Raw genomic sequence first — 13,445 nt, forward strand, 5'->3', positions numbered from 1 at the left:
AGAGTTCGCTCTCCCGCCCCCGGTCTCCTGACGATTTCCGCCGGTCAGCCCTTCGAGACCGCCGTGTCACCGTCGGCGCTGTCCTCCAGGGCCTTCAGCCCCTGGTCCAGCACCACGTCCTCGCCCCGGTCCGCGATGGTCGGCTCCTCCGGGAAGTGGCACGCCGTCAGGTGCCCCGGCTTGCTGCCCTCGATACGGACCAGCGGCGGCTCCTGCGTCGCGCACTTGTCCTGCGCCTTCCAGCAGCGCGTACGGAACCGGCAGCCGGACGGCGGGCTGATCGGCGAGGGCACGTCGCCCGCGAGCCGGATCCGCTCCCGCTTGGCCGCGTCGATGTCCGCGTCCGGCACCGCCGACAGCAGCGCGTGCGTGTAGGGGTGACGGGGCCTGTTGTAGAGCGAGTCGCGGTCCGCGATCTCCACGACCTTGCCGAGGTACATCACCGCGATGCGCTGCGAGAAGTGCCGCACGATCGCCAGGTCGTGGGCGATGAAGACGAACGCGATCCCCATCTCCCGCTGCACCTCCTGCAGCAGGTTCACCACCTGGGCCTGGATCGACACGTCGAGGGCCGAGACCGGCTCGTCCGCGATGATCAGCTTCGGCTGGAGCGCGACGGCGCGCGCGACACCGATGCGCTGGCGCTGACCGCCGGAGAACTCGTGCGGGAAGCGGTTGTAGTGCTCGGGGTTGAGACCGACGATCTCCAGGAGCTCCCGGACCCGCTTCTCACGGCCGCCGGGCGGGTTGATCCCGTTGATCTCCATCGGGCCCGCGATGATCTTGCCGACCGTCTGCCGCGGGTTCAGCGAGGCGTACGGGTCCTGGAAGATCATCTGGATCTCGGACCTGATCGGCGCCATCTGCGACCGGCTGGCGCGACTGATGTCCCGCCCCTTGTACTCGATGGTGCCCTCGGTCGGCTCGTACAGCCGGGTCAGCAGTCGCCCGGTCGTCGACTTGCCGCAGCCGGACTCGCCGACCAGGCCCAGGCTCTCGCCCGGGAAGACCTCCAGGTCGACGCCGTCGACGGCCTTGACGTGGCCGACGGTGCGCCGGATCGGGAAGCCGCCCTTGATCGGGAAGTGTTTCTTCAGGCCGGTGACCCGAAGGAGCGGCGCGCTGTCCTCGTCCCGCTGCTGCGGGGTCGCGTCGGCGACCGCCGTGGTGGTGTTGCTGTTGTCGCTCATGGTGATGCCCCAGTCCCGGTTTGGCTCAGCCCAGCCGGGGCTGAATCGTCTCGATGAACAGCTGCTGTCGCTGATCCCCCGTCAGATGGCACGCGGCTGCGCGCCCCTGGGCGAGCAGCGGCCGCTCGCTGGAGCAACGGCCACCGGACACGTCCTCGGTGAACGCGCACCGCGGGTGGAAGGCGCAGCCCGAGGGCGGGTTGAGCAGCGAGGGCGGCGATCCGGGGATCGGCACCAGCGGCTCGTCGACATCGGAGGTGAGCCTCGGCATCGACCCCAGCAAGCCCCAGGTGTACGGGTGCTGAGGCGACTTGAGCACCTCGCGGACCGTGCCCCGCTCGACCGCCCGGCCCGCGTACATCACCAGGATGTCGTCGGCCATGTTGGCGACCACGCCGAGGTCGTGGGTGATCATGATGATCGCGGAGCCGAACTCCTGCTGGAGGTCCTTGAGCAGGTCGAGGATCTGCGCCTGCACCGTCACGTCGAGCGCCGTGGTGGGCTCGTCGGCGATGAGCAGGTCCGGGTCGCAGGCGAGCGCCATCGCGATCATGGCGCGCTGGCGCATACCGCCGGAGAACTGGTGCGGGTAGTCGTCGACCCGCTGCTGCGGGTGCGGGATGCCGACCTTCTCCAGCAGATCGATGGCGCGCACCCGGGCGTCCCGCTTGGAGGCGCCGGTGTGCTTCATGAACGGCTCGCCGATCTGCCGGCCGACCGTGTAGTACGGCGACAGCGCGGTCAGCGCGTCCTGGAAGATCATCGCCATCTTCTTGCCGCGCAGCGACTCCAGCTGCTTCTCGCCGGCGTCGGTCAGCTCCTGGCCGTCCAGCGTGATCGAGCCGTCGATGGCGGTGTTCTTGCGGTTGTGCAGGCCGAGTACGGCGAGGTTGGTCACCGACTTGCCGGACCCGGACTCACCGACGATACCGAGGGTCTTGCCGCGCTCCAGGTCGAAGGAGAGCCCGTCCACCGCCTTGACGACGCCGTCCTCGGTGGAGAAGTGGACCTTGAGGTCACGTACCGAGAGGAAGGCCCGCTCCGCGGCGGTGGCCGCGGCCTCTTCGGGCTTGGTCTGAGTGGTCACGGTGGTTCTCCTAGGACAGACGCACGCGCGGGTCGATGACGGCGTACAGGGCGTCCACAATCAGGTTGAAGACGATGATGAGCGCGGCGCTGATCAGCATGACGCCCATCAGCATCGGCAGGTCCTTGTCGGTGACTGACTTCAGCGCGAGCCGGCCGAGACCGGCCAGACCGAACGTCAGCTCCGTCACCATGCCGCCCGCCAGCAGGGAGGACAGGTCGATGCCGAGGATGGTGACGATGGGGATGAGCGAGCCCCGCCAGGCGTAGCGGAAGAACACGAAGTTGGCCGACATGCCCTTGGCGCGGGCCGCCTTCACGTGTTCTTCCTGTAGTTGCTCGATCATCGAGGAGCGGCTCATACGGGTGTAGTTGGCCGTGAAGATGGTCGCCATCACCACCCAGGGGATCAACAGGCCCATGAACCAGCCGCCGAGGTCCTCGGAGAACGGCACGTACTTCGGCTTCTCGAGCCAGCCGGTGCTGTAGACCAGGGCGAGCAAAACCAGCGGGCCGAGGAAGTAGATCTGCATCGAGCTGATGACCAGCGAGGCCGAGCTGAACGTCTTGTCCAGCCAGGTACCACGGTACTTGGCGGCAAGGAGACCGGTGCCGAGGCCGACCACGAGGAAGACCAGCAGGCTGCCGACGGTCAGCGAGAGGGTCAGCGGGAAGCGGTCGAGGATCGTGTCCCAGACGTTCTGGTTGTTGGCGAAGGAGACACCGAAGCAGGGGGCGGCGCAGTGGCCGACGGCGAAGTCCCGGCCGGCGAAGATGCCGACGAGGAAGTTCCAGTACTGCACCGGGACGGGCGAGTCGAGGCCGAGGTTCTTGTGGATGATCGCCAACGCGTCCGGAGTGCAGTTCTTGCCACAGGCCAGCAGGGCCGGGTCCTGCGGGATGGCGAAGAACATGAAGAACGTGAACGCGCTGATCAACAGCAGGATCAGCGCCGCGCCGAAGGTCCGGCGAATGAGGAATTGAAGCATGGCAGGCAGCTGCTCTCAGGACGGCGGCAGTCGATGGTGAGGTCTGGAAGATCCGGGCCCCGGTGGTGGGCGCTCCGCCACGCGCCCACCACCGGTTTCCCGACGAACCGGGTTACTTCTTGAGGAAGATCCGGGTGACGTCCACGTAGCTCGAGTCGGAGCTGTAGCGGATGCCGCCGATGTTCGAACCGAAGATCTGGAAGACCTTGGTGTAGTAGATCGGGGCGGCCGGGTTGACCTTCTCGGTGATGTACTTGTTCAGCGCGTCCCAGGCCTTGGTGGCCTCAGCGATGTCCGTGATCTTCACGATGCGCGCGATCTCGGAGTTGACGTGCGGGTCGTTGATGTGCGAGTAGTTCGACGAACCGTCCTGGATCTGCGTGCCGTCGTACACCGGCGGGAAGACCGTGGAGGCGGACGGCCAGTCCTGGCCCCAGCCGGTCATGTACAGGTCGTAGCCGTTCTTGACCTTGCCGACCTGCTCGTACCAGGTGGCGGAGTCGATCTCCTTCTTCTGGATGTCGAGGCCGATCTTCTCCAGAGCGTCGGCGATCAGAACCGCCTGCTGCTGCCGGACCGGGGTGTTGCCGTAGGCGTAGACGAGCTTCTTGCCCTTGAAGCCGCCTTCCTCGATCAGCTTCTTGGCGGCCGCGATGTCACCGTTGGGCTTCTTGGCCCGGTTGAACGGGTCGTACTTCTCGTCGTAGCCCGGAGTGGTGGGCGACATCAGGGAGTTGGCCGCCTCGCCGCCGTACGCGCCACCGTCGGCCTTGAAGACCGAGGTGGCCGGCAGTGCCAGGGTGATGGCGTCGCGGAGCTTCTTGTCCTTGACGCGGTCCAGGTTGAAGTTGAGCTGCCACACGTAGGGCGCGTAGCCCTGGATGGTGCGCTTCATGGCGGCCTTGTCGCTCACCACCTTCTGCAGCTGGGTGGTGGCGACCTGACCGGTGAACATCATCGTGTTCTTGGCGTCACCCTGGTCGGCGAGGAGGGTCTTGGTCTGGTCCTCGTCGTCGTGGTTCATCTCGATGTTGAAGCCGTCGACGTACTGGTGACGCACCGAGTCGGACTTCGGGTCCCACTGGTCGTTCTTGACGAGCTTCATCGACTTGCCCGGCTTGAAGTCGGCGATCTTGTACGGGCCGGCCGCGACGGGGGCGTTGTCGTACTTCTCCTTGGTGTCCGTCTCCTCCGGGACGACGCTGTAACCGGGCATGGTCAGCATCTGCGGAAGGTCGGGCTGCGCGTCCTTGAAGTGGAAGACGATCGTCTTGTCGTCCGGCGTCTCCAGGACGCTGTCCGGCAGGTGCTTGCCCTTGTCCGGACCCGCGTAGGCCTTGCGGTAGGTGGTGCCGGCACCGGACAGCCACTGCTGGAGGTAGGTCGGGCCGTCGGTGATGTACGACGCGTACAGGCGCTCGACCGTGTGACGGATGTCCGCCGAGTTGATCGGGTTGCCGTTGGCGTCCTTCAGGCCGGACTTCAGGGTGTACGTCCAGGTCTTGCCGCCGTCGGAGGCCTTGCCGGCGTCGGTGGCGAGGTCGCCCACGACGGTCAGGTTGCCCTGGTCGTCCTCGGAGTACTGGGTCAGACCGCGGAAGATGAGGCGGCTGAGCAGCTTGCCGTCCGAGACGTAGATCTGGCCCGGGTCCAGGTGCGAGAAGTCCGCCTCCTGGTAGACGTTCGCGGTGCCGCCCGCCTTGGCACCGGGAACCTCGGGAGCGGGGCCGGTGGACGCCTTGGCATCGCCGATCTGCACCGGCTTGGACTGCGCCTTGGCGTCCTCCTTCTTCTTGCTGTTGTCCTGAGCCGCGTTGTCGCTGCCGCCGCCGCAGGCGGTGAGGGTCAGGGCGCCGGCTGCCACCGCGACGAGCGCGGCCGTCGTGGTGCGGTTACGGAAGATGCTCATGGAGTTGAATCCACCTGCCTGTGAGTAGTGAGCATTGCTGGTAGCTGGCCGGAGCCGGGCCGTGGGGACCGAGGCCGACGTGGGCAAGAGCGTGTGGCCTGCCCGTGCGTGGGGGGCTCTCAGCGACCGGTCTTGGGATCGAAGGCGTCCCGGACCGAGTCACCGAGGAGGTTGAAGGCCACGACGAAGACCACCATGGCCACGCCGGGGAAGAGCATGTAGTACGGGTCCTGCTCGACGATGTCGGCGCCGATGGCGAACATCCGCCCCCAGTCCGGGGTGGGTTCGACGTAGCCCACTCCCACGAAGGAGAGGAAGGCGATGCTCAGGATGGTGCTCGGCAGCGTGAGCGTGGCCTGCACCAGCACCGGGGTGACGATGTTGGGCAGCAGCTCCTTGCGGATGATCCGCCAGGGCGAGGCCCCGGAGATCCGTGCCGCCTCGATGAACTCCCGGTCGCGCAGCGACAGGGTGGCGGCCCGGATGAGCCGCGCCATGCTCATCCAGCCCAGGAAGGACAGGACGATGATGATCGCGCAGGTGCGCACGTAGGTGGGCGTCTCCTCGTCCGGTGCGACGAAGACCGTGGTGATGACGGGCATCGCGGCGACGAAGAAGAGCTGGTTGGGCAGGGCCATGAAGAAGTCGGTGATGCGGCCGAGCCAGTAGTCGGTCTTGCCGCCGAAGTAGCCGCCGGCGAGGCCGATCAGCACACCCACCACGGTCATCAGCACCGTCGCGGCCAGCGCCGTGAACATCGACGTCCGCATGCCGTAGAGCAACTGCGTGAAGACGTCGCGGCCGAGGACCGGCTCGATGCCGAACCAGAACTCCCCGTTCATGCCACCGGCGGGCCCCGCCGGCATGGTGAACATGTCCAGGAGTTCCGGCCGATCCTGCCCGTAGAGGGTGTACGGGTCCTTGCCGTACACCTTGGAGATCAGCGGCGCCGCTGCCGCGATCGTGAAGAAGAACAGGACGACGACGGCGGAGACCACACCGGTTCGGTCGCGCTTGAAGCGGCCCCACATCAACTGCCCGGGGCTGCGTCCCTCAAGCTTCTTCGACTCCTTGGCGTCGCTCTGGGGCGCGCTCTCCTTGTCCACGAGGGAAGGGGTTTCAGCACCCTCGAGCTCGATTGGACTCGTCATGATTCGTCCGTTTCACAGATGTTGGAGGTCGTCTGCACTGCACAGTGCCCGACGGCCTTCGCACGGCGTACATCTTTCGCAGCGCGCGAGGAGAACAACAACGGTTGGGGGTGAACCCCCTGAGGAACCCTGGCTGGCGATCGGAACCGACCGCCGACGGAACGTACCGTCAGGGCAGTTCGCGTCGCCTGGCCGCGGCCACAACCGCCGCGACGGGACTCCACGCACCCGCGGGGCCTACATCTGCCATCCGGGACGACGTGACCCATATGGCGCTTGTGGCACCTCGCATGGGTTCCTCCTCATGAATCCGCTGGTTCACTGCAAAGGGGCAGCGCGCGACACGTCCGGGCCCGTCTCCGGTGCCCAGGTTCGCCAGGTGCCCCCACGCTCGCGAGTCGGCGCCCCGTCAGCGCGTGACCCGTTCTTCCGAGCTCTACGCGCCTAACTATCTGCTATCGGCCAGGGGACGAACCACACTCTCGAGGTCTCGGTTCGATCACAGATAGGGGCTAGGTCTTCCAAAACCCGGACAAAGGGTTTGGTGAGAGATCGCTGCGAAACGGACTTGTTACACATCTACCGGGGGGAGGTGTCCGTTTACCGGACGTTCTACGCCGGAAAAACGGTTGCCAGTCGCGCACTCTCGGTGCAGGGTGCCCTGCCGGGCCGTGTCGTGCTCAACACGCTTGACGTAAAGCGTCGAGGGACCGTCAGGCGCGTTGCTTCCGGGCAGGTTAATAGGATTCGACCCGCTCAACGGCCTCTCGCAACAGATTCAAGGGTTTTCCCTACGCCCCTTCGCGCGCCGCCGCGGTCCGCCGCGCCCCCTCTCACATCCCACGCAAAACGGCACCGGGCACCCGCTGGCGGGGTGCCCGGTGCCGTCCTGAGCGTGGATCAGCCGTGCTCGGCGCGTCCTCAGCCGTGCTTGGCGCGGCTCGCGGCGCGGGCGCGCTCGCGGGCGTCCAGGTTCACCTTCCGGATGCGCACGGCCTCCGGGGTGACCTCCACGCACTCGTCGTCGCGGCAGAACTCCAGGGACTGCTCCAGCGACAGCTTGCGCGGCGGGACGATCGCCTCGAACGAGTCGGCCGAGGAGGACCGCATGTTCGTGAGCTTCTTCTCCTTGGTGATGTTCACGTCCATGTCGTCGGAGCGGGAGTTCTCACCGACGATCATGCCCTCGTACACCTCGGTGCCGGGGTCCGTGAAGAGCACACCGCGCTCCTGAAGGTTCGTCATCGCGAACGCGGTGACGGCACCGGAGCGGTCGGCGACCAGCGAGCCGTTGTTACGGGTCTGGAGGTTGCCGAACCAGGGCTCGAAGCCCTCGTGGATGGAGTGGCCGATGCCGGTGCCGCGGGTCTGGGTCAGGAACTCGGTCCGGAACCCGATGAGACCGCGGGACGGCACCACGAACTCCATGCGGACCCAGCCGGAGCCGTGGTTCGACATGTTGTCCATACGGCCCTTGCGGACACCCATGAGCTGCGTGACCGCGCCCATGTGCTCCTCGGGCACGTCGATCGTCATGCGCTCGACGGGCTCGTACGTCTTGCCGTCGACGTCCTTGGTGACGACCTGCGGCTTGCCGATGGTCAGCTCGAAGCCCTCGCGGCGCATCTGCTCGACCAGGATGGCGAGCGCGAGCTCACCACGGCCCTGGACCTCCCAGGCGTCGGGGCGCTCGGTGTCGATGACGCGCAGCGAAACGTTACCGATCAGCTCGCGGTCGAGGCGGTCCTTGACCTGGCGGGCGGTGACCTTGCGGTCCTTGACGGCCGCCTTGTTGTCGGCGCCCTTGCCGGTGCCGCCACGGCCGACCAGCGGCGAGGTGTTGGTGCCGATGGTCATGGAGATCGCGGGCTCGTCGACCGTGATCAGCGGCAGCGGGATCGGGTTCTCGGTGTCGGCCAGCGTCTCGCCGATCATGATGTCCGGGATACCGGCGACGGCGCAGATGTCACCCGGGCCGGCCTTCTCGGCGGGCTTGCGGGTGAGCGCCTCGGTCATCATCAGCTCGGTGATGCGCACGTTGCTGATGGAGCCGTCACGCTTGATCCAGGCGACGGTCTGGCCCTTGCGCAGCTCGCCCTGCTCGACACGGAGCAGCGCGATACGGCCGAGGAAGTTGTCCGCGTCCAGGTTGGTGACGTGCGCCTGGAGCGGGGCCTCCTCGTCGTAGGTCGGGGCCGGGATGTGCTGGAGGATCGTGGAGAAGAACGGCTCCAGGCTGGTGGAGTCCGCCGGGACCGTGCCGTTCTCCGGCTTGGTCAGCGAGGCGATGCCGTCACGGCCGCAGGCGTAGACGATCGGGAACTCGATCTGCTCCTCGTCGGCGTCCAGGTCGAGGAAGAGGTCGTACGTCTCGTTGACGACCTCGTCGATCCGGGAGTCGGGCCGGTCCGTCTTGTTGATGCACAGGATGACGGGCAGGCGCTGCTGCAGCGCCTTGCGCAGCACGAAGCGGGTCTGGGGCAGCGGGCCCTCGGAGGCGTCGACGAGCAGCACGACGCCGTCGACCATGGACAGACCGCGCTCCACCTCACCACCGAAGTCGGCGTGGCCGGGGGTGTCGATGATGTTGATGGTGATGACGTCCCCCCCGTCCTTGGGGTGGTACTTCACCGCCGTGTTCTTGGCGAGGATCGTGATGCCCTTCTCACGCTCCAGGTCGTTCGAGTCCATCATGCGGTCGTCGACGCCTTCGAGCTGGTGGGCGGCGAAGGCACCGGCCTGCTTCAGCATTCCGTCGACGATGGTGGTCTTGCCGTGGTCGACGTGGGCGACGATGGCGACGTTGCGGATGTCGTGGCGCGTGGCCATATTGCGGCGTACTCCCGGAGTGTGAGGACGGCTCTCGCGTACATCTGTGTTACGCGGGCCCTGCCGGGCTTGACACGCCACGGCCTTACCCCATGGTACGTGGCCGTTCCCACTGGGGCTCGCCGGCCTATGTCTCCGCAGGTGAACCCCCCTTTGAACGCCCCCGCCGCCCCTACCCGTCCCATCCTTCTGGGGCTCCGCCCCAGACCCCGCTCCTCAAACGCCGGAGGGGCTGAATTTGCCGGGGCTGGATCTTTCAGCCCGTCCGGCGTTTGAGGACGAGTCTTTGCCGTCCCTAGCCCCCACCCACCCGCAGGGGGCGAGGTCTTTTAGCCCGTCCGGCGTTTGAGGACGAGGCCCGAAGGGCCGACAGCGGGGGTCTGGGGGCGGCAGCCCCCAGGGATGGGACGGGTAGGGGCGGCGGGGGCGAAGAAAGGTCAGTTGGTCGATGCGGTCGCGGCGGGCTTCGGGCTCTTCTTCAGGAAGCCCATGTCCTCGTACACCGGCGTGCCGAACCCGAAGGCCCCGGCGTTGGCGACGTTCGACCTCGTGGCCATCAGCTGAGGACGCTGGAAGAGCGGAAGCGAACCCGCCGCCGCCCAGATCCGGGAGTCGGCCTTCCGGATCAGCGCCCGCGACTCGGACTCGTCCAACGTGGCGACCGCCTGGTCGAACAGCTGGTCCACCTGATCGGTACCGACACGGGTGTAGTTCTGCTCGACGTTCAACGACCCGTCGGCGGCCGGGACAGGCTTGGCGTAGATCGGCCGGGCGTCGGTGGCGGGGTACGCGGAGGCGGGCCAGGAGTACAGCGCGAGATCGTACTGACCGGACGCGATGTGATCCTTGAAGTAACTCTCGTCCGCCACCTTCATGATCTCGGTACGGATCCCCACCCGCTCCAGCATCACCCCGATCCGGTCCGCCACCGTCCGCAGCGTCTGCGACCCCGCCCCCTCCGGCACCACGAACCGCAACGTCAACGCCTTGCCGTCCTTGGCCAACGGCCGAGCCGCCGCACCCGCCGGCGCGGGAGTGCCCTGCGGCGCGTACGCCCCGGGCGCCCCGCCCTGCTGCACCTGCTTGGTGCCGTACTGCTTGCCGTCCTGAGCGAGGTTCCGCGCCTCGTCGTGATCGGCGTCCTCCCCCTTGTGGCCCTCGTGCCGGTGCGCCTTGTTGTCCTCCCCGACGATGTACGTCCCGTCGTCGTCGGACCCGGACTCGGACTTGGAGTGGGACTTGGACTCGGACTGGGACTGGGACCGGGACTCAGAGCCCTTCTCCGCCTTGTCAGCCCTCTCGTCCATGTCGCCCTTGTCGCCCCTCTCGTCCTTGTCAGCCCTGTCGTCCTTGTCGTCCTTGTCGGCCTTCTCGGCCTTCTCGGCCTTCCCGGCCTTCCCGGCCTTCCCGGCCTTCTCCCCCTCACTCCCCGCCGCCTCCTCCCCCTTCTTCTTCTCCTTGACCGGCCCGCCCGGCACCCACCCCGCGTCCGCGAGCAGCGCCTGCGCCTCCGCCGTGTCCTGGTCGCCGATCGCGCCGCTGTTGTCGGCGTAGGCGGCCTGCCCGGACAGGGCGAGATGGCTGCCGACCGGCTTGGCGGGCAGGCCCAGCGGGGAGAGGACCAGCTTCGCGAGTTCCTCCCGGTCGATGGCGCGGGCGACGGCCCGCCGGATCCGCTCGTCGGCGAGCACGCTGTCGCCGCCGTTGAGGGCCAGTTGGGTGTACGCCGGCTCCAGGGACTTCCGTACCTCGAAGCCCCGGAACTTCGCCCGGTCCTGCCGCTGCTTCGCGGTGAGGGTGCGCCGGTCGGGGCCCATCAGCGGTGTGCCGGAGGGGCTGGCGGACGCCGCTCGCGGCGGCGCGGCGAGCGCGATGCGCCGGGCCGCGGCGGAGTCGATCTCGGCGATGTCGAGATCGCCGGCGGCCAGGGCCGCGGCCCGCTGGTCGCGCGGGACGGCGCGCAGCACGATCTCGTGCAGCTTGGCCGGTTCCCCCCACCAGCGGGGGTTGCGGGTGAGGGTGACGTCGCCGCCCTTGCGGTCGATCTTCTGCACGATGAACGGCCCGGCGGTGACCTTGAGCCCGCGCCGCGCCCCGTCGTTGAACGAGTCCGGCGTGCCCATGACCTCCTTCGGGTACAGCGGCGAGAAAAGGGAGCGCCAGTCCGCGTACGGGCGCCCGAAGGTGACCCGCACCTCCAGGTCGTTGTCGCCGCGCTCGATCTTCTCGATGCGGTCGTAGCCGGCGTTGCGGGCGGTCCAGTAGGCGCTGTCCTTGCCGGACAGGGCCCGCCACTGGGCGGCGAAGTCGGCGGCGCCGATCTCCCGGCCGTCGCTCCAGACGGCCTGCTGGTTGAGCTTGTACAGCACGACCTGCTTGGGCTCGGTCTTGACGATCTTCGCGGACTCCAGGTACTCCGGGTTGCGCTGCGGGCGCCCGTTCCCGTCGAGCCGGAACATCGAGGGCAGCGTGGCCTGCGCGATCCGGGTCGTGGCCGCGTCGGCGTCCGACTGGAAGGTGTTCAGCGTCTCCGGTACGGCGTCCACGGCCCACCGCAGCGTGCCGCCGTCGAGGAGCTGGGCCCGGGCGGCCGTGGCGATGTCCTGCCCGGCCAGCGGCTTTCCGGCCGGATCCGGGTCGCTGCACCCGGCGAGTGCCGGCAGCGCGAGCGCGCCCGCGACGAGGAAAGTGGCCGAGCGCAGGACCGCGCTGCGGCCAGGCCTGGGTCCGACGCTGGGTCCGACGCTGGGTCCGATGCCGACGTGGGACATCTCAGGTACCTCCGGGGAGCGGCCCGCCGGTGACAATAAGTGCGTTCTGATCACATTTGGCGGTATTTTGGAGCTGATCAGATCTAAGGCACCCCACTGAAGAGGAAAGGGTTCGCCAGGCGGAGACGACACGGCGGCAGGGGCGTACAAGGCCACCCGTGCGGAGCAACGCGCTCCGCACCTCGCACTCCTCGCCACCTTTCGGCCCCCCGGCGTGCACAGAGCGCTTGCGGGCGTGCAATGGAGGCGTGCAATCCGCCAATCGCTGCACATCCCTTCACAGCGACAGGTGTGACGCGCAACACTCGCAGGCGCATGAACGTTGCCACCCAGGGCCGTAGGGCCCACGGAAGTGAGGTCACGTCATGTCCGTGCAAGACGACCTGACAGCTGTCCAGCGCTGCCTCGACGACCTGGCCCGGTCCGTGGGCCGGCTGGAGAAGCAGCTGGGCACCGGCGGAATCGAGATGCGCCGCGTCCGCACCGACGCCAACCATCTGCGCGAGAGCGTCGCGCTGCTGAGGGACGCTGCCGCGTCCCCCGCCACCCAGCGCAAACCGGAGCTCGTCACCATCCCCGACACGCCGTACGACGACTCTCTGTGGATCGACACGGATGACGAGGGTCTCGGCGCAAGGGACCGCCGCGCCCCCTGATCCCCCACCTGACCCGACCGGAGTCATGCATTGGCCACTGGTACGGAACCCCATCTGAACAGCGGCGGCGTACGCACCGGTACGCGCGCCGCGATCTCCGCCCCGCACCTGCGGACCGACCGCTGGTGGCTGGCCCCCGCCGTCACCGCGGCCGGTCTGCTCGCGTTCATCGTGTACTCCACGTGGCGGGCCTTCGCCAACGCGGACTACTACGCGGCGCCGTACGTCTCCCCGTTCTACTCGCCCTGTCTGGCGGAGAACTGCGAGCCGATGCGCGCCGGGCCGAACTGGGAGCTCTTCGGGAGCTGGTGGGGCATCTCCCCCGCGATCATCATCCTGATCTTCCCGCTCGGCTTCCGTCTGACCTGCTACTACTACCGCAAGGCCTACTACCGGGGCTTCTGGATGTCGCCCCCGGCCTGCGCGGTGGCGGAGCCGCACAAGAAGTACTCCGGTGAGACCCGCTTCCCGCTGATCCTGCAGAACATCCACCGGTACTTCTTCTACGCCGCGCTCCTGGTCGCCGGGATCCTGACGTACGACACGGTGCTCGCCTTCCGCGACGAGAACTACGAGTGGGGCCACATGGGCCTCGGCACCCTCGTATTCCTCCTCAACATCGTGCTGATCTGGGCGTACACCCTCTCCTGTCACTCCTGCCGGCACATCGTGGGCGGCAAGCTCAAGCACTTCTCCAAACACCCCGTGCGCTACCGCATGTGGCAGTGGATCGGGAAGCTCAACGCCCGCCACATGCAGCTCGCCTGGGCGTCGCTGCTGAGCGTGGCGCTCGCCGACTTCTACGTCTATCTCGTCGCGTCCGGGGTCTTCGACGATCCGCGCTTCTTCTAGATTGGGTGGGGA

Annotated in this window: 9 protein-coding genes; 2 read left to right on the forward strand and 7 right to left on the reverse strand. The window is 67.7% G+C overall.

Features of this window, described 5'->3' with window-relative positions:
• Positions 1-44 precede the first annotated feature (44 nt).
• The 7 genes from AQJ67_RS11995 to AQJ67_RS12025 all read right to left on the reverse strand — a co-directional run bounded on the left by AQJ67_RS11995 (position 45) and on the right by AQJ67_RS12025 (position 11,925).
• Positions 45-1,190, reverse strand: a complete 1,146-nt coding sequence (locus AQJ67_RS11995; RefSeq protein ID WP_062718286.1) for an ABC transporter ATP-binding protein — start codon at positions 1,188-1,190, stop codon at positions 45-47.
• A gap of 25 nt (positions 1,191-1,215) precedes the next feature.
• A complete protein-coding gene (locus AQJ67_RS12000; RefSeq protein WP_062718289.1) occupies positions 1,216-2,277 on the reverse strand; it encodes an ABC transporter ATP-binding protein in 1,062 nt (353 codons plus the stop codon).
• Positions 2,278-2,287: 10 nt separating this feature from the next.
• Positions 2,288-3,265: an ABC transporter permease gene (locus AQJ67_RS12005; protein WP_062718291.1), complete on the reverse strand. Its 978-nt coding sequence runs from the start codon at positions 3,263-3,265 to the stop codon at positions 2,288-2,290.
• Between the two features lie 112 nt (positions 3,266-3,377).
• Entirely contained in the window at positions 3,378-5,174 is a 1,797-nt protein-coding gene (locus tag AQJ67_RS12010; RefSeq protein WP_062718293.1) for an ABC transporter substrate-binding protein, read from the reverse strand.
• Positions 5,175-5,293: 119 nt separating this feature from the next.
• A complete protein-coding gene (locus AQJ67_RS12015; RefSeq protein ID WP_062718294.1) occupies positions 5,294-6,325 on the reverse strand; it encodes an ABC transporter permease in 1,032 nt (343 codons plus the stop codon).
• Between the two features lie 921 nt (positions 6,326-7,246).
• A complete protein-coding gene (gene typA, locus AQJ67_RS12020; protein ID WP_062718297.1) occupies positions 7,247-9,154 on the reverse strand; it encodes a translational GTPase TypA in 1,908 nt (635 codons plus the stop codon).
• A 437-nt stretch (positions 9,155-9,591) separates the two neighbouring features.
• Positions 9,592-11,925 carry an ABC transporter family substrate-binding protein gene (locus AQJ67_RS12025; protein ID WP_062718299.1) on the reverse strand — a complete coding sequence of 778 codons (2,334 nt, stop codon included), beginning with the start codon at positions 11,923-11,925 and terminating at the stop codon, positions 9,592-9,594.
• A 365-nt stretch (positions 11,926-12,290) separates the two neighbouring features.
• On the opposite strand from AQJ67_RS12025, the gene AQJ67_RS12030 reads away from it, so the two are divergent.
• Positions 12,291-12,581 (forward strand): hypothetical protein, encoded by a 291-nt coding sequence (locus tag AQJ67_RS12030; RefSeq protein WP_062718301.1) that lies wholly within the window; start codon positions 12,291-12,293, stop codon positions 12,579-12,581.
• A 30-nt stretch (positions 12,582-12,611) separates the two neighbouring features.
• Positions 12,612-13,433 carry a hypothetical protein gene (locus AQJ67_RS12035; protein ID WP_062718309.1) on the forward strand — a complete coding sequence of 274 codons (822 nt, stop codon included), beginning with the start codon at positions 12,612-12,614 and terminating at the stop codon, positions 13,431-13,433.
• Positions 13,434-13,445: the final 12 nt, after the last annotated feature.

Source organism: Streptomyces caeruleatus (assembly GCF_001514235.1).
Taxonomy (GTDB): Bacteria; Actinomycetota; Actinomycetes; order Streptomycetales; family Streptomycetaceae; genus Streptomyces; species Streptomyces caeruleatus.

Bases quoted from the DNA above. Each gene is read 5' to 3' on its own strand.
- AQJ67_RS11995 (WP_062718286.1), bottom strand. From the start codon at position 1,190: ATGAGCGACAACAGCAACACCACCACGGCGGTCGCCGACGCGACCCCG.
- AQJ67_RS12005 (WP_062718291.1), bottom strand. From the start codon at position 3,265: ATGCTTCAATTCCTCATTCGCCGGACCTTCGGCGCGGCGCTGATCCTG.
- AQJ67_RS12010 (WP_062718293.1), bottom strand. From the start codon at position 5,174: ATGAGCATCTTCCGTAACCGCACCACGACGGCCGCGCTCGTCGCGGTG.
- AQJ67_RS12015 (WP_062718294.1), bottom strand. From the start codon at position 6,325: ATGACGAGTCCAATCGAGCTCGAGGGTGCTGAAACCCCTTCCCTCGTG.
- typA (WP_062718297.1), bottom strand. From the start codon at position 9,154: ATGGCCACGCGCCACGACATCCGCAACGTCGCCATCGTCGCCCACGTC.
- AQJ67_RS12025 (WP_062718299.1), bottom strand. From the start codon at position 11,925: ATGTCCCACGTCGGCATCGGACCCAGCGTCGGACCCAGCGTCGGACCC.
- AQJ67_RS12030 (WP_062718301.1), top strand. From the start codon at position 12,291: ATGTCCGTGCAAGACGACCTGACAGCTGTCCAGCGCTGCCTCGACGAC.